General features: G+C 61.1%; 18 protein-coding genes. 6 read left to right on the forward strand and 12 right to left on the reverse strand.

The window, feature by feature from the left end; genetic code table 11:
- Positions 1–6: 6 nt before the first annotated feature.
- Positions 7–1083, forward strand: a complete 1077-nt coding sequence (locus C7477_RS02690) for a serine/threonine protein kinase (protein ID WP_110748683.1) — start codon at positions 7–9, stop codon at positions 1081–1083.
- Between the two features lie 9 nt (positions 1084–1092).
- On the opposite strand, the gene C7477_RS02695 is transcribed toward C7477_RS02690, so the two are convergent.
- Positions 1093–1971, reverse strand: a complete 879-nt coding sequence (locus C7477_RS02695; RefSeq protein WP_110748685.1) for a dienelactone hydrolase family protein — start codon at positions 1969–1971, stop codon at positions 1093–1095.
- Positions 1972–2094: 123 nt separating this feature from the next.
- Here C7477_RS02695 and C7477_RS02700 point away from each other — a divergent pair, with 123 nt between their 5' ends.
- Positions 2095–4650: an ATP-dependent helicase gene (locus C7477_RS02700; protein ID WP_425373498.1), complete on the forward strand. Its 2556-nt coding sequence runs from the start codon at positions 2095–2097 to the stop codon at positions 4648–4650.
- Positions 4651–4652: 2 nt separating this feature from the next.
- Here the strand turns inward: C7477_RS02700 and C7477_RS02705 are convergent, their stop codons facing one another.
- Both C7477_RS02705 and C7477_RS02710 read right to left on the reverse strand, forming a co-directional pair.
- Positions 4653–4937, reverse strand: coding sequence for a GIY-YIG nuclease family protein (locus C7477_RS02705; protein ID WP_110748690.1), 285 nt, complete (start codon positions 4935–4937; stop codon positions 4653–4655).
- Between the two features lie 260 nt (positions 4938–5197).
- Positions 5198–5389, reverse strand: coding sequence for an AbrB/MazE/SpoVT family DNA-binding domain-containing protein (locus C7477_RS02710; RefSeq protein ID WP_110748692.1), 192 nt, complete (start codon positions 5387–5389; stop codon positions 5198–5200).
- A 212-nt stretch (positions 5390–5601) separates the two neighbouring features.
- Between C7477_RS02710 and C7477_RS02715 the strand changes: the two genes are divergently transcribed.
- Complete coding sequence (locus C7477_RS02715) at positions 5602–6333, forward strand: AzlC family ABC transporter permease (RefSeq protein ID WP_110748694.1); 732 nt, start codon at positions 5602–5604, stop codon at positions 6331–6333.
- Positions 6333–6632: an AzlD family protein gene (locus C7477_RS02720; RefSeq protein WP_110748849.1), complete on the forward strand. Its 300-nt coding sequence runs from the start codon at positions 6333–6335 to the stop codon at positions 6630–6632. Before C7477_RS02715 ends, C7477_RS02720 begins: the two co-directional genes overlap by 1 nt.
- A 498-nt stretch (positions 6633–7130) precedes the next feature.
- Here C7477_RS02720 and C7477_RS02730 read toward each other — a convergent pair whose 3' ends face one another.
- From C7477_RS02730 to C7477_RS18870, 4 genes are all read right to left on the reverse strand, one after another.
- Positions 7131–8957, reverse strand: coding sequence for an aminopeptidase P family protein (locus tag C7477_RS02730; protein WP_110748698.1), 1827 nt, complete (start codon positions 8955–8957; stop codon positions 7131–7133).
- A gap of 105 nt (positions 8958–9062) precedes the next feature.
- Positions 9063–9926, reverse strand: a complete 864-nt coding sequence (locus C7477_RS02735) for a 50S ribosomal protein L11 methyltransferase (protein WP_110748700.1) — start codon at positions 9924–9926, stop codon at positions 9063–9065.
- A 218-nt stretch (positions 9927–10144) separates the two neighbouring features.
- On the reverse strand, positions 10145–10726 hold the full coding sequence (locus C7477_RS02745) for an SCO family protein (protein ID WP_110748702.1): 582 nt from the start codon (positions 10724–10726) through the stop codon (positions 10145–10147).
- A 10-nt stretch (positions 10727–10736) separates the two neighbouring features.
- Positions 10737–10898 carry a hypothetical protein gene (locus C7477_RS18870; protein WP_181418318.1) on the reverse strand — a complete coding sequence of 54 codons (162 nt, stop codon included), beginning with the start codon at positions 10896–10898 and terminating at the stop codon, positions 10737–10739.
- A 64-nt stretch (positions 10899–10962) separates the two neighbouring features.
- On the opposite strand from C7477_RS18870, the gene C7477_RS02755 reads away from it, so the two are divergent.
- Both C7477_RS02755 and C7477_RS02760 read left to right on the forward strand, forming a co-directional pair.
- Positions 10963–11592, forward strand: a complete 630-nt coding sequence (locus C7477_RS02755; RefSeq protein ID WP_110748706.1) for a DapH/DapD/GlmU-related protein — start codon at positions 10963–10965, stop codon at positions 11590–11592.
- Between the two features lie 134 nt (positions 11593–11726).
- Positions 11727–12212, forward strand: coding sequence for a CreA family protein (locus tag C7477_RS02760; RefSeq protein ID WP_110748708.1), 486 nt, complete (start codon positions 11727–11729; stop codon positions 12210–12212).
- Positions 12213–12259: 47 nt separating this feature from the next.
- Here the strand turns inward: C7477_RS02760 and C7477_RS02765 are convergent, their stop codons facing one another.
- The 5 genes from C7477_RS02765 to C7477_RS02785 form a co-directional block, all read right to left on the reverse strand.
- On the reverse strand, positions 12260–13621 hold the full coding sequence (locus C7477_RS02765; protein ID WP_110748710.1) for a dicarboxylate/amino acid:cation symporter: 1362 nt from the start codon (positions 13619–13621) through the stop codon (positions 12260–12262).
- A gap of 136 nt (positions 13622–13757) precedes the next feature.
- On the reverse strand, positions 13758–14453 hold the full coding sequence (locus C7477_RS02770; protein ID WP_110748712.1) for a DUF2461 domain-containing protein: 696 nt from the start codon (positions 14451–14453) through the stop codon (positions 13758–13760).
- 52 nt (positions 14454–14505) lie between these two features.
- The gene (gene ligA, locus C7477_RS02775) at positions 14506–16665 is read right to left on the reverse strand and encodes an NAD-dependent DNA ligase LigA (protein WP_110748714.1); all 2160 of its coding nucleotides are present in this window, start codon (positions 16663–16665) and stop codon (positions 14506–14508) included.
- A gap of 280 nt (positions 16666–16945) precedes the next feature.
- On the reverse strand, positions 16946–18619 hold the full coding sequence (recN, locus tag C7477_RS02780) for a DNA repair protein RecN (protein WP_110748716.1): 1674 nt from the start codon (positions 18617–18619) through the stop codon (positions 16946–16948).
- A 10-nt stretch (positions 18620–18629) separates the two neighbouring features.
- Positions 18630–19502 (reverse strand): outer membrane protein assembly factor BamD, encoded by an 873-nt coding sequence (locus C7477_RS02785; protein ID WP_110748854.1) that lies wholly within the window; start codon positions 19500–19502, stop codon positions 18630–18632.
- Positions 19503–19626 lie beyond the last annotated feature (124 nt).

Here is a 19626-nt window from a genome sequence, read left to right on the forward strand (position 1 = left end):
CGCCATATGCAGAATGGAACATACAAGGGTCGCCTGCCCGACAATCCGGAATTGCCGGAGTTCATCGCGACCGCCGTTTTCAAGCGCGACGTGTTTTCGGAAACCCGTGCCGGCTATTTCGCCGGCGATCCGGAAAAACGGATCATCCACCGGCTGGTCAGCGCCGCGCCGCGCTGGTCGCGTCCGCTCGCATGGCTGCTGGCGAAGCGCGAGATACGCGGTCTCAAGACCGTGCGCGGGCTGAAGGGTGTACCCCAGCTTATCGGCACCGACCGGCACGGCCTCTACCGCACATGGACCGAAGGCGCGCCGCTGCATCTGGCACGTCCGACGGACCTGAAATGGTACCGCAGCGCCCATCGCATCCTGCGCGATCTGCGCCGTCTCGGCGTTACCCACAATGATCTGGCCAAGCCACAGAATTGGCTGATGACGCCGGATGGCGAAGCCGCGGTGATCGATTTCCAGCTCGCCTCAGTGCACAAACGTCGCGGGCCGCTCTATCGCCTGATGGCATACGAGGATTTCCGCCATCTGATCAAGCAGAAGCGGGCCTTCGCCGCGCATCTGATGACGCCGACGGAAAAGCGCATTCTCGCGCGCCGCTCGCTGCCCTCGCGCATCTGGCTGGCCACCGGCAAGAAGGTCTATAATTTCATCACCCGCGGCCTGTTCCGTTGGTCCGATGGCGAAGGCACCGGCGACCGCATCGACCGCGAAGGCCCGGCGATAACAGCCGCGCTGAAAACCGACGCCAGGGTCAAGGACGTGGCGCTGACGGTCTATTCACTGCCCGCCAAGGGCGTCGGCATCTATGCCTTCGTGGAAACGGAGGCCGACGAGCGGTCTTTGCGCGCGCGCCTGAAAGGTTTGCAAGTCGAGCTCATCCAGCCGGTGGCGCACCTGCCGCGCCGCGCCGACGGCACGGTGCGCGACGATATCCTGCGCCTTATCGCCATGAACCAGATGACGGAACTCGACGGCCTTCTGGCACGCGAGCCGGAACTGCGCCCGCTGGTGGAAGCCCTCGCCGCCCACCGGCTGAACTTCACCGACCGCCGGATGACTGAACTGGAGGGGTGAGTCCGCCCCTCACCCCAGATATTTCTTGAAAAACGCGGTCGTCCGCCCCCACGCCAGGTCAGCCGCCTTCTTGTCATAACGCGCCGCCGACGTGTCGTTGTTGAAGGCGTGGTTCGCGCCTTCATAGACATAGATTTCGAATGTCTTGCCGTCCTTTTCCAGCGCTGCCTTGTAGGCCGGAATCCCTGCATTGATGCGCTCATCCAGCCCGGCATATTGCAGAAGCAGCGGCGCCTTGATCTTCGCCACCTCGTCAGCCTTTGGCTGGCGTCCGTAATAGGCGACGCCGGCATCGAGATCCGGCGCATTAACGGCGAGATCGTTGACCAGCCCGCCGCCCCAGCAGAAGCCGACCGCGCCGACCTTGCCGGTCGTCAGGTCGTTCTTCTTGAGATAGGCCACCGTCGCAACAGCATTGGCGATGGTGGCTTTTGAGTCGAGCGCGCCGATCATCTCGCGCGCCTTGTCCTCATCGGTGGGCGTTCCGCCCGAAGGCGACAGGAAATCCGGCGCAAGCGCGACGAACCCCTCCAGCGCCACCCGCCGCGCCACGTCGCGGATATGCTCGTTGAGCCCGCGATTTTCATGGATGACGATGACGGCGGGAAGCTTTGCCGCGCTGTCCGCCGGACGCACCAGATAGCCCTTCATCTCACTCCCGTCCGCGCCGGGATAGGTGATGTCGGAGGCGGTTATACGCTTGTCGTCCGCCGGGACGATCCCGGCCTGCGCGGCATTCGCCGCCAGCATCGGCGCGATAACGGCGGCTGCCGCGCCTGAACCGGCAAGCTTCACCAGCTTGTCCATGAAGCCGCGGCGGTCGAGGGTCAAATGGGTGTATTCGTCATAGGCATCGATCATGGCCTGGGTGATGACAGGCTTGTCCATCGCATTTCTCCTCTGCAAAACACATGGTTCACGATACCCTGCCCAACGTTTTGATCAAGCCAATACTGGTGTTTCGGCCCCGAATCACTACATCAGGACCAAATGTCAGACTTCCCCGACGACATGCCTTTCTTTGAGGACCCTGCCGCACCCCGCGCCACGGGCGGTTCCGTTGCGCCCGGCGGCATCGCCGCGCGCGCATTGAAAGCGCGAGGCGCCACCGGTCCGAACTATCTGCAAGGCCTCAATCCCGAGCAGCGCCTCGCCGTCGAGACGACCGAAGGCCCGCTTCTGGTGCTGGCGGGAGCAGGCACCGGCAAGACGCGCGTTCTCACGACCCGCATCGCCCATATCCTGTCGCTGGGCCTCGCCTATCCAAGCCAGATCCTCGCCGTCACCTTCACCAACAAGGCCGCGCGCGAGATGAAGGAGCGCATCGGCGTTCTCGTCGGCGGCGCGGTCGAGGGCATGCCGTGGCTCGGCACCTTCCATTCCATCGGCGTCAAGATTTTGCGCCGCCATGCGGAACTCGCCGGCCTCAGGTCCGATTTCACCATCCTCGACACCGATGACGTCATCCGCCTGATCAAGCAGCTTATTCAGGCCGAAGGGCTCGACGACAAGCGCTGGCCGGCGCGCACCTTCGCCAATATGATCGACGGCTGGAAGAACAAGGGCCTCGGCCCCTCGGAAATCCCGGAAGGCGACGCCCGCTCGTTTGCCAATGGCAAGGGACGCCAGCTTTACCAAGCCTATCAGGACCGGCTGAAGACGCTGAACGCCTGCGATTTCGGCGATCTCCTCTGCCACCCCATCCGCATCCTGCGCGCCAATCCCGATATCCTCAGGGAATATAACGCCCGGTTCAAATACATCCTCGTCGATGAGTATCAGGACACCAACACCGCGCAATATATGTGGCTGCGCCTGCTGGCTCAACGCCCCTCCTTCCCCCTTGCGGGGAAGGTGCCCGCGGAGCGGGCGGATGGGGGTGGCGACGTCGCACCACATCCTGCCCCACCCCCACCCGGCCCTGCGGGCCACCCTCCCCGCAAGGGGGAGGGAAGTAGCGTAAACATCTGCTGCGTAGGCGACGATGACCAGTCCATCTACGGCTGGCGCGGCGCCGAAGTGGACAACATCCTCCGCTTCGACAAGGATTTCCCCGGCGCCGCCGTCGTCCGCCTCGAGCGCAACTACCGCTCCACCGCGCATATCCTAGGCGCCGCCTCGCATCTGATCGCGCATAATGAAGGCCGGCTTGGCAAGACGCTTTTCACCGAAGCGCCAAACCCCGACGACGGCAAGGTGAATGTCCACGCAGCCTGGGATTCCGAGGAGGAAGCCCGCGCGGTCGGAGAAACGATCGAGCAGGCCCAGCGCAAGGGCCATCTTCTAAACAACATGGCGATCCTGGTCCGCGCCTCCTTCCAGATGCGTGAGTTCGAAGACCGTTTCGTCACGCTAGGCTTGAATTACCGCGTCGTCGGCGGTCCCCGCTTCTATGAGCGGCTCGAAATCCGCGACGCCATGGCCTATTTCCGCGTCGTCGCGCAGCCCGCTGACGATCTGGCCTTCGAGCGCATCGTCAACACGCCGAAGCGCGGGCTAGGCGAGGCCGCGATCCGGCAGGTGCATGATTACGCCCGCGCCCGTGACATCCCGATGCTCGCCGCTGCCACCGATCTGGTGCAGACGGAAGAGCTGAAGCCCAAGCCACGCTCGGCGCTGAAGGAAGTGGTCGATAATTTCAACCGCTGGCATTCACTGCTCGATTCCAAGCCCCACACCGAACTCGCCGAGATGATCCTCGACGAGAGCGGCTATACGGCCATGTGGCAGAATGATCGCACGGCGGAAGCGCCGGGCCGGCTGGAGAACCTCAAGGAGCTCATTCGCTCCATGGAGGAATATGAAAGCCTCCGCAGCTTCCTTGAGCATGTGGCGCTGGTGATGGATGCCGAGCAGAACGAGGAGCTCGACGCCGTCAACATCATGACGCTCCACTCCGCCAAGGGGCTGGAATTCGAGACCGTGTTCCTGCCCGGCTGGGAGGAAGGCCTCTTCCCGCACCAGCGCTCGCTCGATGAAGGCGGCCGCTCCGGCCTCGAAGAAGAGCGCCGCCTCGCCTATGTCGGCCTGACGCGGGCCAAGAAAAACCTGCACATCTGGTTCGTCTCCAACCGCCGCATCCATGGCCTGTGGCAATCGACCATCCCCTCGCGCTTCCTGGAAGAACTGCCCGAAGCGCATGTCGAGGTGGCGGAGACAGGAAATTCCTATGGCGGCTACGGCCAGTCCCGCTTCGACCGCGCCGCCGATCCGTTCCAGAACAGCTATTCCACCCCCGGCTGGCAGCGCGCCCAAGCGAACCGCTCGGAGGCGACACGCTCGAACTGGGGCTCGCGTTCGGGCGCCAATGTCGAGCGCATCGGCTACGGCGAAGCCGATTCCGGCTTCGGCGCGGGGCGCGGCTCGGTCAAGGGCCGCATGATCGACGGCGAACTGGTGGCAAAATCCGTCTCCGACACGCCCTCTGCCTTCAAGCCCGGCGACCGGGTGTTCCACACCAAGTTCGGCAACGGCAACGTCGCCTCCATCGACGGCAACAAACTGACCATCGATTTCGACCGCGCCGGGCAGAAGCGAGTGCTGGATAGTTTTGTGCAGAAGGTTTGAGTCTACCAGAGCCTCGGGTAGAGATCGTCCCAACCGGGATTGATGCTCTCGATCAGTTCGATCTTCCACTGCCGCAACCAGCGCTTCAACGATTTCTCACGCTGGATGGCATCGATGATCCGCTCATGCTCTTCATACCAGACCAGCCGTGTACACCCATACCTTGAGGTAAAGCCCGGCGTCATCCCTTCGCGATGCTCATAAATGCGGCCAGACAGGTCGGAGGTCACGCCGATATAAAGCGTCCCATGCTTATGGTTGGTGACGATATAGACATAACCCGCCATGGCAGCCCCCTTGCACCTCTGGATCCCGTCGGGGCATGACAATACCGTCTACGCCCCCTTGCCGTGGATCCTCGGGTCAAGCCCGAGGATGACGACGGGAGGGATGGCATCGTTAATGTCCTGGCACCGCGTTTGCCATTAGCGACACCGTTCCTACAATCGTCATCCTCGGGCTTGACCCGAGGATCCACGGCAAAGGGGCAAGAACGGCATTGTCATCCGTAACGGGATTTATACGCATAAGGCACAAACCAAGTGCTTCAGTCATCCATCTCACCGGCCCTACCCGCCGCTGTGATCTCATTGCCGGTCGGACTAGCGGCCCTCATCCGCAATTCGCCGCCGGGCAACTTCTGAACGTCGATTCTTTCCCCCGGCTTGACGCCGAGATGCTCAAGTACGTCCCTCTTGAGCATGATCTGCCTTTTCGCCGTCACTGTGATTGCGGCCATGATCGACCTCCATAGCGTTACAACAGAATGTGTCGATGTTTTTGATGACGGTCAATGTTACGAGCGATCCCGGTCCATTCTTTTTAACCGTCTCAAAAATTTTGACCTATCCATCAACAGTTCTGATGTGACACCGCCTCCCCTCTGATTTAGACCAACTCAAGAATTGCCGGCTTGTCTCCTTTTTCCGGCCCTCCATCAAAGGAAACATCATGGACCAGCCGGTCAGCGCCGAAATCGTGGAGCGCGGCATGCGCGCCGATTTCCTGGAAGGCGCTCGCAAAGGCCTCCCCCTCATCGTCGCCATTGCCCCCTTCGGCCTCCTCTTCGGCGCGGTGGCGATCGATAACGGTTTCACGATGCCCGAGGCGGTGTTGATGAGCGCGGCGCTCTATGCCGGTGCCAGCCAGATGGTGGGGCTTGAACTGTTCGGCCAGAAGATCGCCCCATGGATGATCGTGCTGTCGATCTTCGCCGTCAATTTCCGCCATGTGCTCTATTCGGCAGCCGTCGGGCGGCGCATTCGGCACTTCACCTTCTGGCAGAAAATGGCCGCCTTCTTCGTGCTGGTCGATCCGCAATATGCCGAGACGGAAAAGCGAGGCGAGGCAGGCCTGCCCGTCACCTTCGCCTGGTATATGGGGCTTGCGCTGCCCGTCTATCTGATGTGGGTGCTGGAAGCCTTCGTCGGCAGCATGTTCGGCAATTTGATCACCAATCCCCATGCAATAGGGCTCGACGTGATCCTGCCGGTCTATTTTCTCGGCCTCGTCATGAGCTTCCGCTCACGCCAGCATTGGCTGCCGGTGGTGATTGCGAGCGGCGCGGCCTCGGTTCTCGCCTACAAGACCGTCGGCTCGCCCTGGCATGTCAGCTTCGGCGCCATCGCGGGCATACTGGTTGCTGCAATTTTGGCGAAGCCTGAAAAACCGGAGGCCAAATGATGTCGACGATCACATGGATCATCCTCGCCGGCGCCATCGTGACCTTTCTCACGCGCGTGGGCGGCCATTTGATCCTCTCCCGCTTCGAGAGAATACACTACCGGGTGGAGGCGGGGTTGAATGCCGTTCCCGCAGCGGTGCTGACCACCCTCGTCGCACCCACCGCCTTCACCAACAGCTGGCAGGAGTTCACAACGCTGCTCTTTTCCGGGCTGATCGCGACGCGCTTGAGCATGGTGCCGACTTTCTGCCTCGGCGCGGCGTGTATTATTCTGCTCCGGTATTTTTTCCCGATTTAATCGGAATATTTGCCATAGCGCTTGTCGTACCAGAGCCAGCCGAAGCACACGGCAGCCCCGATCAGCGGGAAAACATACCAGAAAAAGACAGCGGATGTCATGATTTCAGTCTTCAAGGACACGTCTTGCAATTTATTTGCAGAACGACCACGATCAACCGGAATGATTGTTATAATGCTTATCGTACCAGAGCCAGCAGAGGCCCACGGCAGCCACGGTTAGGGGGAGAACATATAAGAAAAAGACAGTTGATGTCATTGTTTCAGTCTCCCTAGAACGTTTCGTGCAATTAAATGTAGCACACCAGCAGAAACAATCCAAGCTGACACACTTAGTACTGGTGCGAACAGGTTTGTTCCCGGCGTAAAGACGTAAGTATTCCCAAGGACGCCAACAACGACAAAAGCCGTTGAAAGCCTATCCAGATTGTTTGCCGCCAGCTTCGTTCGCTCATTGTATACCAAGCTCATTTATTCCGCCCCCATTAGATATCATAAGCTACCCCAGCGTCTCCGTCGCCGTGACCAGCCACTCCCGCGCCTTACCCTCCACATGCGGCAGCAGCTTTTCGCGGACCTCTGCATGATAAGCGTCGAGCCAGACAAGCTCCTCCTTCGTCAAGAGCGAAGTATCGATCAACCGACGATCGATGGGGCAAAAGGTCAGCGTTTCGAAACCCATCATTGGAATATCGCCGCCTTCCAGCATTTCCGGCTCGGTGACGGCGACGAGGTTCTCGATGCGGATGCCGAAGGCGCCGGGCTTGTAATAGCCGGGCTCGTTGGAAAGGATCATGCCGGTCATCAGTTCGTGTGCGCCGCGCTTCGAAATATTCTGCGGCCCTTCATGCACCGCGAGATAGGAGCCGACGCCGTGGCCGGTGCCATGGGCGTAATCGAGCCCATGCTTCCATAGCGCGATCCGGGCGAGCACATCGATATCCATGCCGCGCGTGCCTTTGGGGAACCGGGCCGTGGAAATGGCGATCATGCCCTTCAGCACCAGCGTGAAGGCGCGCTTCAGTTCATCCGAGACGGTACCGATCGGTACGGTACGGGTGATATCCGTGGTGCCGTCGCGATATTGCGCGCCGGAATCCACCAGATAAAGCTCGCCTTCGTTCAACATACGGTTCGTATCCGTATTGACGCGGTAGTGCATGATCGCGCCGTTCGGCCCGGCGCAGGAGATCGTATCGAAAGAGATATCCTCAAGCGGCATCTGGAAGCTTTCCGCGACGCTGCGGCGGGTTTCCTCCAGCCTGGTCGCGGCGGCGATTTCATCGATCGTGCCGGGCACTTGTTCATCGAGCCATGACAGGAACGAAACCATGGCCACGCCGTCGCGCTCATGGGCGCGGCGCGAACCGTCAAGCTCCGCCTCGTTCTTGAGCGCGCGCGGCAGGCGCGCCGGATCCGTGCCTTCGATCACCCGACCGCCCGCGTCCTCGACGATCATGCGCAACTTCTCCGCCGCTAGCGCCGGGTCGAGCAGGATGGCATCGCCTTCCGCTCCGCATGACCTAAGATAGTCTTCCAGCGAACCCGGTGAGCGCAGCTTCGCCAACTGCGTCAGATAGGCCTCGGTCTCGATGGGCAGCTTGCGCTTGTCGATGAAGAGCGATGGCTCGCCTTCCTTCCCGATCACGGCGAAGGAAAGCGGCAATGGCGTGTTGCTCACATCCTTGCCGCGAATATTGAAAGTCCAGGCGATGGAGGACGGATCGGTCAGTACAGTGGCTGTCGCGCCTGCTTTGGATACCGCCCGTGACAACTCATCGAGCTTGCTCGCTGCTTCCTCGCCCGCGAAGGCGATGGGCTGGATCGTCACCGGCTCCAGCGGTGCGGAAGGCTGGTCACCCCAGACGAGATCAACCAGATTGTCGACGACCGGCACCAGCCTGCCACCGATTTTCTCAAGTGCCTCCCGTAGCGCCTTCGCTTCCGCGATCGTGGTGAGCCAGGGATCGAAACCGATAGTCAGGCCCTTGCCATGCTCCGCGAGCCAGACGGAAGGCGGCGTATCGATAAGGCTCTCTATCTTGAAGATGGAGAGATCCGTCTGCTCGCGCACCTGCAGCGTGTAACGCCCATCGACGAAGATGAAGGCATCGTTCTTGAAGATCAGCGCGACGCCCGCCGAGCCGGTGAAACCGGTGAGCCAGGCAAGGCGCTTCGCCCGCGGCGGCACATATTCGCCCTGATGCTCGTCCGCGCGGGGGACAAGGAAACCGTCGAGCCCGAGCTTTTCCATCTCCACCCGAAGCTTTGCCACACGCGGCGCCACATTGGCCGGATTGCTGATGACGTCGAAGGACTGGAACATGTTTGTCTCGCAGGAAGGAAGGGAATAGGTGAGTAGGGGAATAAGTGAGTAGGTCTCAACAAAACATACTCACTTATTCCCCTATTCCCTTACTCCCTTTTTCGATCACTTCAAATGCAACGTGACCCATCCCTCACGGTGCAGGGTCTTCTGATGAAAAATCCCCTGCGTCCGGTAAGCCGCCAGCACCTTGTCGCGCTGGCTATCGAGAATGCCTGAGAGGATCAGCGAGCCGCCGGGCGTGAGATGCCGCCGCATGGCGGGGGCAAGCTGCATCAGCGGACGGGCCAGAATGTTGGCGACGATCAGGTCGAACGGCGCGGCATTACGCATCGCCGGATGATGGAATCCGATGGCGGTCGCCGTGCGCACTCGCGTGGCGACGCCATTTTTCACGACATTCTCTTGTGCCACCGCAGTGGCAACCGGGTCGATATCGGTGGCGAGCACCGGGATGTGGCTGAGCTTCGCAATGCCGATGGCCAGCACCGCGCTTCCCGTTCCAAGATCGAGCGCAGTGCGCGGGTGCTCGCGGCGGATGATTTCGCCGATCATCTCAAGGCAACCCGCCGTGGTGCCATGATGGCCGGTGCCGAAAGCCTGCCCCGCATCGATCTCGATGGCAAGATCATGAGGCCGCCGCTTGTCGCGGTCATGCGAGCCATGGACGAAGAAACGCCCGGCGCGCACCGGCTTCAGCCCTTCAAGCGAATGAACCACCCAGTCGATATCGGGCAGCACTTCGCGGCCTATCGCATCCGCGCCGACCTTGTCGGCGATCCGCGTGGTGGCAGCATCAGCATCCGCTTCCGTCTCCAGATAGAGCGAAACCTCGAAAATCTGCCGCTCCTCGTCCATTTCGACTATGGCGACAGGCAGGCCATCCTCCTCGAACTCCTGTTCGATGAGAGCATAAATACGCTCGGCTTCTTCTTTACCGGCGGTGAGGAACAGGCGGATCTGTGGCATTCAGGACATTTCGTATTCAGGAGGAATCGTTTGAAAGGTACCCCCCTCTGTCCTGCCGGACATCTCCCCCTCAAGGGGGAAGATTACACCTTCATCAATGCCGCCATCACCAGCATATGTTGAAGGACGAGCGGCAGAGGGTAATATCAGCCAATCTCCCCCCTTGAGGGGGAGATGCCTGGCAAGGCAGAGGGGGGTGAGAACGTAAAGGGCTTCCATCATCCAGCCGCCAACTTCTTCAGCTTTTCAATCGCCGTATCCGGGTTCTCGCCATAGGCAATCGTGCCGCGAAAGCGGCCCTGGCTATCCAGCAGGAAAATCGAGGCGGTGTGGTCCATGGTGTAATCTCCATTCTCACCCGGAACCTTTCGGGCATAGACATGGAATGATTTCAGCATCGCCGCCATCTTGTCCGGCGCCCCGGTGATGCCGGTGATGCGCTGGGAGACGTTGCCGATATAGGTCCGTAACGTCGCCGCATCGTCCCGCTCCGGATCGACGGTGACGAAATAGGCGCGGATATTCTCGCCGTCGGGCCCAAGCTTTTTCAGCCAGCCGTCGAGCTCGAAAAGCGTCGTCGGGCAGACATCGGGGCAATGGGTGAAGCCGAAGAATATGGCCGACGGATGCCCCCGGAATGCCTCTTCGGTGATCGGCTTGCCATCGGTGGCGACAAGCTGGAAAGCGCCGCCGAACGGCGCGTCCTCCGCTTTTGTGCGATCCCGCCAGAAATTGAAGGCAAGCGCGCCCGAGAGAATGGCGATCAGGACGATGACGAGTACAGGGAAAACTTTGCGCATCAGGATAGGGTCACAGGCACCAGCTGAGGCCGGTCTGGATCATCGCCTGGAAAATGCCCTCGCCATGGTTGAGCCAGCCGGCGAAGGCAAGGCCGGTCGCACCGGCGGCGAGAAACGCCGTCAGGGCAGTGAGCGCGAATTTGCGTGAACTATGATCGTGCGCTGTCCTCATTCCTCTATTATAGGCTGTCGGAACGGCTGCGGAAAGCGGCCACGGCAATAAATTGGTTTCAACGATGAGCAACGAAAACGACCTGCGCTTCCAGAATGACGAACCGCGTATCCATCCGACGGCGCAACTGAAATCCGTCAAGCTCGGACGCCATGCGGAAATCGGCGAGCGCGTGATCCTGCGCGACGTGACGGTGGGCGATTTCAGCTATTTCGAGCGCAACGGTGAGGGAATTTACGCCGACATCGGCCGTTTCTGCTCCATCGCCGCCAATGTGCGCATCAATGCGCTCGAACACCCGATGGAGCGCCTCACGACGCATAAGGTCAGCTACCGCCCCAACGAATATTTCCGCTATCTGGGCGTGGACAGCGAATTCCGCGCCCGCCGTCAGGCGCGCCGGGTCACAATAGGCCATGATGTCTGGATCGGCCATGGCGCGGTGATCATGCCGGGCGTTTCAATCGGCCATGGCGCGGTAATCGGCGCCAATTCGGTGGTCACGCGAGACGTGGCCGCCTACACGATCGTCGCAGGCAGCCCCGCCCGAATCATCCGCCCGCGCTTCGACGCCGCCATCATTGAGCGGCTTCTCTCGCTTTGCTGGTGGGACTGGCCGGCGAACCGGCTCTACGAGGCGATTCCCGACATGCAGAAGCTCGATATCGCCGCTTTTCTCGACAAGTGGTCGTGAAGGGTTCTCTTGTATTGTGCGTGGGCGCGTCCCAGATTGTTAAGGGCAATAAGGCAGTATGGCAGTAGGGCAATATGTTTAAAGAAACGCACCTTACTGCCTTATTGCCCTACTGCCTTAAACTGGAGGTTTCGATGAAGCAGATTCTCGCCGCAACGGCTCTATTCGCCGGCGCTTTCATTGGTCAGGCTGGCGCGGAGGAAATCGGCAAGGTCGGCGTCGACTGGTTCGGCAATGACATCGTCATCGATGCCGTGCAGGACCCGAAGGTGAAGGGCATCACCTGCTACCTCGCCTCGTTCGACCGAAGCATCATCGACAGGCTTCAGAAGGGCAACTGGTTCGAGAACCCATCCAACGCCTCCATCTCCTGTCAGCAGACCGGCCCGGTCACCGTCGGCGATATCGAGCTTGGCGAGGAAGGCGAGCGCGTCTTCTCCACCCGCACCAGCCTGATCTGGAAAGAACTGGTCATCACCCGCATCTACGATAAGAAGAACGACACCATGGTCTACCTCGTCCACGCGGCGCAGGTGCAGGACGGCTCCGCCAAGACCTCCATTTCGACGATCCCGCTCTTCAACAGCAACGTGACGTGGGAGAAGGGCAAGCCGCAGTAGGACTTAATGAGAAGGCGCCAAGGGCCAAGGGACCCCTTGGTCGATCCTCACGCAGCCTGCGGAGCGGCTCCTACCGGTTCGTCATCCCCAATCAGCTTTCCGGCATTATAGACCCTTTCGTCCAATATCCCCTCGCGCTTGGAAACGATGGCCGGAACCAGTGCCTGCCCGGCAACATTGACGGCCGTGCGGCCCATGTCGAGGATGGGGTCGATGGCAAGCAGCAGACCGACGCCTTCCAGCGGCAAGCCGAGCGTGGAGAGCGTGAGCGTCAGCATCACGGTCGCGCCGGTCAGGCCCGCCGTCGCGGCGGAGCCAAGCACCGCCACGAAGACGATCAGCACATATTCCTGAATGCCAAGCGGCACGCCGAAGAACTGGGCGATGAAAATCGCCGAAATGGCCGGATAGATGGCGGCGCAGCCGTCCATCTTCGTGGTCGCGCCGAGCGGCACGGCGAAAGCGGCATATTCGCGCGGCACGCCAAGGCTCTTTTCGGTCACGGTCTCGGTGACGGGAAGCGTGCCGACCGAGGAGCGCGACACGAAAGCAAGCTGGATCGCCGGCCATGCACCCGCAAAGAAGCGCGAAGGTTTCAAGCCATGAGCGCTAAGAAGCAGCGGATAGACCACGAACAGCACGATGGCGAGGCCGATATAGACCGCCGCGGCATACCAGCCGAGCTGCGCCAGCGTTTCCCAGCCATATTGCGCGACCGCGCGGCCAAGCAAACCGACGGTGCCGATCGGCGTCAACCGGATGACCCACCACAGGATCTTACGCACGATGGTGAGCAGAGACTGGTTGAAGGCAAGGAACGGCTTGGCCGCCTCTCCGGCTTTCAGCGCCGCCACGCCGAAGACGATGGAAACGACAAGGAGTTGCAGCACGTTGAAATTAAGCGACGTGCTGGCGCTGCCATTCGCTAGCTTGGTGCTCGCTTCAAGGCCGAGCATGTTGGCCGGCACGAGGCCTTTCAGAAAATCGAGCCACGAACCGGTATAGGATGGCGCCTTGGCGGCTTCTTGCGCCACGCCGGAGCCGATACCCGGCTGGATGATGAGACCAAGCGCGATGCCGATGACAACGGCGATCAACGAAGTGATGGCGAACCAGAGCAGCGTCTGCCAGACCAGCTTGGCAGCGTTCTGCAGCGTTGCCAGATTGGCGATAGAAGCGACGATGGCGGTGAAGACCAGCGGCGGAACCAGCGCGCGCAAAAGCTGGACGAAGATGGAGCCTATGGTCTGGAGCGTAACGGTGAGCCAGTTCGGATTGCCGGCCGCATCCACGCCCATGTTGCGAGCGATGAGGCCGAGCACCAGCCCAACGACCATCGCCGCCAGCACCTGAAATCCAAACGACGCGTAAAACGGCTTGGGGGATGATTTTGTCGCAGCGTGAGACATGTTCGCACTCTCGTATGAAAACCGGCGGCAAATGGCAGCCGCCGCAAATATCATGCGAAACTACAAGCGCTGGGCGCGGCAGGTAAGAAACCGCTTGGCGTGGAAGACACGCGGGGTAGAATTTTATTCTACTTATCTACCCCACCGTCTTCTCAATCTTCTTCCCCCAATCGATCAGCGGTTTCCCCCGCATCGCGAAATCGAACAGCCGGTCGGCGAGGTCCGGCGAGGAGATGCTGTCGGGGTCGATCTCCATGCGCACGAAGAAATGCCGGTTCTTGACCGCCTCGGCGATATCCGCCTCCTCGACATGCTCAAACCCGCGCGGCAGCCGCTTCAGCCGGTCCGTATCGCGCAATTCCAGCCCATTGCGCTTCAACTCCTTGACCATTGCGCGGTACTCCTCCGGCCTCTCCGCAATCGCCCGGCGCATCGCCAGAAGCAGTTCCGGCCGCCCCTGCCACCAGGCAACGCCCGCATAGCAATCGCGTATGCCGGGCAAGCCGATGCAGACATAGAAGCAGCCGCTCTCGGTCCGCTTGCTGCCATCAGCGGAAAGCAGCGCCGAGAGATGCCGGTTATAGGGGCTCTTGTCTTTGGAAAAGCGCGCATCGCGATAGATGCGGAACTGCGATTTCACCCGGTCGCCCCGGAATGGAAGACCGGCCTCGGCGAAGCGTTCCGTCAGGTCCTCGACGAGATCGCCCAGCGGCTCCTTCAGTTGGCTCTCGAACAGATCCTTGTTTTCCTGAAACCATTCGCGATTCTGATGAAAATCGAGCGCCTTTAGGAAAGGGAGAGCCTTTTCACCAAAGCCTTTGAACCGACTCATATTTTCTCTCTCCACGCATGATCTTGTCCGAAAAGTCTGCAACTTTTCGGGATCATGCTTTTTCCCCTACCAACGCCAGCCACGCATCTTCATCGATCACTTCCACCCCGAATTCCTGCGCCTTCGCGAGCTTCGAGCCGGCGCCCGGCCCCGCCACCACCAGATCGGTCTTCTTCGACACCGAACCCGACACCTTGGCGCCATAGCGCTCCGCCATGGCCTTGGCCTCGTCGCGCGACATCTTTTCGAGCGAGCCGGTAAACACCACCGTCTTGCCTGCCACGGGTGAGCCGGCGGCGATACGCACCTCCTCGTCCAGCGGCGTCACTTCTTTCAGCAGCGCGGCAAGAACTTGCGTGTTATGCGGCTCGTTGTAGAAATCCACGACCGCCTCCGCGACGATTGCGCCGATCCCCTCGATATCGTTGAGCTCCGCCCAGGCCTCGTTGCCCTTGTCGGCCTTGTCCCGAGGCGGCCTCGCCTCGCGCGCGGCGCGTTCGAAAGCTTCGTAGGAGCGATAGGCCCGCGCCAGCCGCTTGGCGTTGACCTCGCCCACATGCCGCATCCCAAGCCCGAACAGGAACCGCGAGAGCGCAATGTTCCGGCGCTCGTCGATGGCGTCGAACAGCTTTTTCACCGAAACCGCGCCGAAACCATCGATGTTCTCAAGCTTGGTCAGCGAGCGGCTCTGCCGCTCCTTGAGCGTGAAGATGTCCGCAGGAGAACGCACCCGCAAAGCCGGGTCCGAGGCATGGAAAAAGAACTCCACCTGCTTTTCGCCCAGCCCCTCGATATCGAAGGCATTGCGCGAGACGAAATGGCGGATGCGCTCCACCGCCTGCGCCGGGCAGATGAGGCCGCCGGTGCAGCGACGCACGGACTCCCCCTCCTCGCGCACCGCATGGCTGCCGCAAACCGGGCAGGTATGCGGAAAGGCGTAAGGCGCCGCCGATGCCGGGCGCTCGTCCAGCACCACATCGACGATCTGCGGGATGACATCCCCCGCCCGCTGCACGATGACCATGTCGCCGACACGGATATCCCGCCCCTCGCGCAGCGGCTGGCCGTTATTGCCGATGCCCTTGATATAATCCTCATTGTGCAGCGTCGCGTTCGTCACAACCACGCCGCCGACGGTGATCGGCTCCAGCCGCGCCACCGGCGTCAACGCCCCGGTGCGCCCCACCTGAATGTCGATGCCCGTCAGCCGCGTGAAAGCCTGCTCGGCTGCGAATTTATGCGCCGTCGCCCAGCGGGGCGAGCGCGAGCGAAAGCCAAGGCGAGTCTGCAGATCCAGCCTGTCGACCTTGTAGACCACCCCGTCAATGTCATAGTCGAGATCGGGGCGTACCCGCTCGATATGGTGATAGTGCTCCAGTATCTCCTCGACCGTATCGAGCCGCGTCATCAGCGGATTGACCGGAAAGCCCCATGCGCCGAAGGTTTCCACCATGCCAAGTTGCGTATCGGCCGGCATGACCGAAATCTCACCCCACCCATAGGCGAAGAAGCGAAGCTTCCGGCTCGCCGTCACCTTCGGGTCGAGCTGGCGCAGCGATCCCGCCGCCGTGTTGCGCGGGTTGACATAGGTCTGCTTGCCCTCCGCCGCCATCTGCGTGTTGAGTGCCAGGAAGTCGCTCTTGGCCATATAGACCTCACCGCGAATTTCCACCACTTCAGGCACCCCGGCGGGCAGCACTTCCGGTATTTGCCGGATCGTGCGGATATTGGCCGTCACGTTCTCGCCCGTCGTGCCGTCGCCGCGCGTCGCCGCGCTGACCAGCCGCCCGCGCTCATAGCGAAGCGACATTGAAAGCCCATCGATCTTCGGCTCTGCCGTAAACGCGATGGAACCATCCGGCATCTTGCCCAGGAACCGGTAGACGCTACCCACGAAATCGCGCACGTCCTCATCGGAGAATGTATTCTCAAGCGACAGCATCGGGCGGGAATGGACGATGGGCGCGAACTGCCCTGACGGCGCCGCCCCCACCTTGCGCGAAGGGCTATCCGGCCGGACCAGCGCCGGAAACCGCACCTCGATGGCGTCATTACGCCGTTTCAGCGCATCATATTCCGCGTCCGTTATCTCCGGCGCGTCCTTGCCATGATAAAGCGCATCATGCCGCGCCAGCTCGCCGGCAAGAAAGGCAAGTTCCTCAACGGCTTCCGCTTCGCTCAAAGCGGCAACGGGCTTTTGATCAGTGGACATGCTTGGAGACTCCGATATTTCGGAATCGTTTTAGTCGAAAATGGTGGAATGACAAAGACGGATAGCGCTCGTCATCTCACCCCCTCTGGCTTCCAGCCATCTCCCCCACAAGGGGGGAGATTACGCTGTCATTGCCGCTTCCGCCAATCATCAACATTCCCAGAATAAGTGCCGTCGTCGATGCAGGCTAATCTCCCCCCTTGTGGGGGAGATGGCTGGCAAGCCAGAGGGGGGTATGTCTCGTGATTCCGTTAAACCATGAATCGTTCTTAGACAGCGCTCACCCCGCCCCGCTCAACAGCCTCGCCGCCGCCGCTCGGGCCTCATCCGTGACGGAAGCGCCCGCCAGCATACGCGCAATCTCTTCCTTGCGCGCTTCGTGCTCCATATGCGCCACGCGGGTGACGATCATCTCCGATGCCTCGCCCGACGGCCCCTTGGAAATCAGCATATGCGTTCCGGCCCGCGCCGCCACCTGCGGCGCATGGGTGACCGAGAGCACCTGCACATTGGCCGAAAGCCGGGCAAGCCTTTGGCCGATAGCATCTGCCACCGCGCCGCCTACGCCGGTGTCGATCTCGTCGAAAACCAGCGTCGGCGCAGAGCCGCGATCGGCAAGCGCTACCTTCAGCGCCAGCAGGAAGCGCGACAATTCGCCGCCAGAGGCGACCTTCATCATCGGCCCCGCCCGCGTGCCGGGATTGGTGCGCACCCAATATTCGACCGTGTCGATACCTTCCGGCCCACGCGCCTCTGCCTCGCTCTTCATCTCCACGATGAATTCGGCCCGCTCCAGCTTGAGCGCCGGCAGTTCGGCCATGACCGCGGCTTTCAAATGCGCTGCCGTCGCCTGCCTGCTCACGGAAAGCTTCTTGGCTGCCTCGTCATAAGCGACGCGGGCTGCAACGGCCTCTTTTTCCAAGCTGCCCAGACGCTCCGACCCGGCGTCGAGATCAAGGAGATCAGCATCCATCTTGTCACGCAACGCCGCCAGCCCGTCGACCGGCACGGAGAATTTTCTTGCCGCCGCACGGAGCGCAAAAAGCCGCTCTTCCACCTGCTCCAGCACGCGCGGGTCGAAATCGATCGCCCGCATTGCCGCCTCGATGCCGCTTTGCGCGTCGCTTAAGGCATCCAGCGCCTGATCTATCGCCTTGATTACCGGCTCCAGCAATTGCGGCGCTTCGCTCGCCTTTCGCTCCAGCCGCCGCACCAGGCTCGCCAGCGACGGCACGGGCGATGCTGAGCCCGACAGGATTTCCGCCGCCTCGTTGACGTCGGTCGCGATCTTTTCCGATTTCATCATCGTCGCGCGCCGTTCAGCCAGCGTCTCTTCTTCGTCCGGCTGCGGATCAAGCTTGGAGAGTTCATCCGCTGAAGCGCGTAAGTAATCCGCCTCGCGGGCGGCAAGCTCCACCTTCGCCCGGTGCCGGACAAGCGCCTGATCAGCATCACGCCAAACGCGATACCGTCCGCGAACAAGTGAGACTTCTGCCTCCAGTCCGCCAAAGGCATCGATGAGCGCGCGGTGAATGTCGGTATCGATCAGCGCCCGGTCGTCATGCTGGCCATGGATTTCCACCAGCCTTCGTCCAAGCTCGCGCAACAGCGATACGCTCGCCGCCTGATCGTTGATGAAGACGCGGCTGCGCCCATCTCCCGTCTGCACGCGGCGCAGGATGATATCGCCATCGTCATCGATTTCGTTTTCACGCAAGAAAAGCCGGGCCGGATGGTTGCCCGGCACATCGAAGGCGGCGATTACCTGCCCCTGCTCCGCGCCATGGCGCACCAGCGAGGCATCGCCCCTGGCGCCAAGGGCTAGCGAAAGCGCATCGAGCAGGATTGATTTTCCCGCGCCGGTCTCGCCGGTCAATACCGTAAGGCCGCTACGAAATTCCAGATCGAGCCTCTCGATCAGGACGATATCGCGGATCGACAGGTGCGACAGCATGGCGCGAAGCTTACGATCCGCCGCCGGTGATCAGCGCAGACGCCTTCGCCAACCACGATCCGGAATTCTGCCGCGGCTCAAGGCCGCCGCCCTGCAGCAGCTTGTAGGAATCCTTGTACCACTGGCTGTCCGGGAAATTCTGGCCGAGCACCGCCGCCGCCGTTTGCGCTTCCGAAGCAAGACCCAGCGCATAATAGGCCTCGACCAGACGCGCCAGCGCCTCTTCCACGTGGCGGGTGTTGGAATATTCCTCCACCACGGTGCGGAACCGCTTTACCGCCGCCAGATATTCCTTGCGTTCCAGATAATAGCGTCCGACCTGCATTTCCTTGCCGGCCAGCTGGTCGCGAGCGAAGCGGATCTTCGCCTTGGCGTCATCCACATATTCGGATTGCGGATAGCGCTCGACAACTTCGTTCATCGCGGCAATAGCCCTGCGCGTCGCCGCCTGATCGCGCGTCACGTCCGGTATCTGCCGGAAATAGGAAAGGCCGATGATATAATAGGCGTATGCCGCTTCCTTCGACGTCGGGTAAAGCGTTGTGTAGCGCTTCCCCATGCTGATGGCTTCGTCGTAATTGCCCTGCCGGTAGTTGGTGAAGGCAGCCATCACCAGTGCCTTGCGGGCCCAATCCGTATAGGGATGCTGGCGGTCGATCGCCGCGAACTTCTTCGCCGCCTCGCTCAAGCGACCGGCTTCGAGGTTGGCAAGGCCCTGATTGTAAAGCGTATCAGCGGGATCGATCGTCTCGACATATTTGGAGAGGTCGAGATCATCGTCCTTGCTGGCGCAACCAGCAAGCGGGATCGCGAGCGCGATAAGGCCGGTGAGAACCGCCTTGCGCAGTATGGCGAGTCGAGCGGGATCGGGACGGATTTGCATTTCAAGCATAATGTTCACCGGCAAATTCGAACTCGTCATGCTGTCCTACCCCTTCGGCGCTCGCAACTCTGATAGCGTCGGTCGCCCATAAACCACAGCGGAGGAAAATCGGCAACGCTGTAAC

Origin of the sequence: Paramesorhizobium leguminum, assembly GCF_003217235.1 — a bacterium.
Lineage (GTDB): Bacteria > Pseudomonadota > Alphaproteobacteria > Rhizobiales > Rhizobiaceae > Paramesorhizobium > Paramesorhizobium leguminum.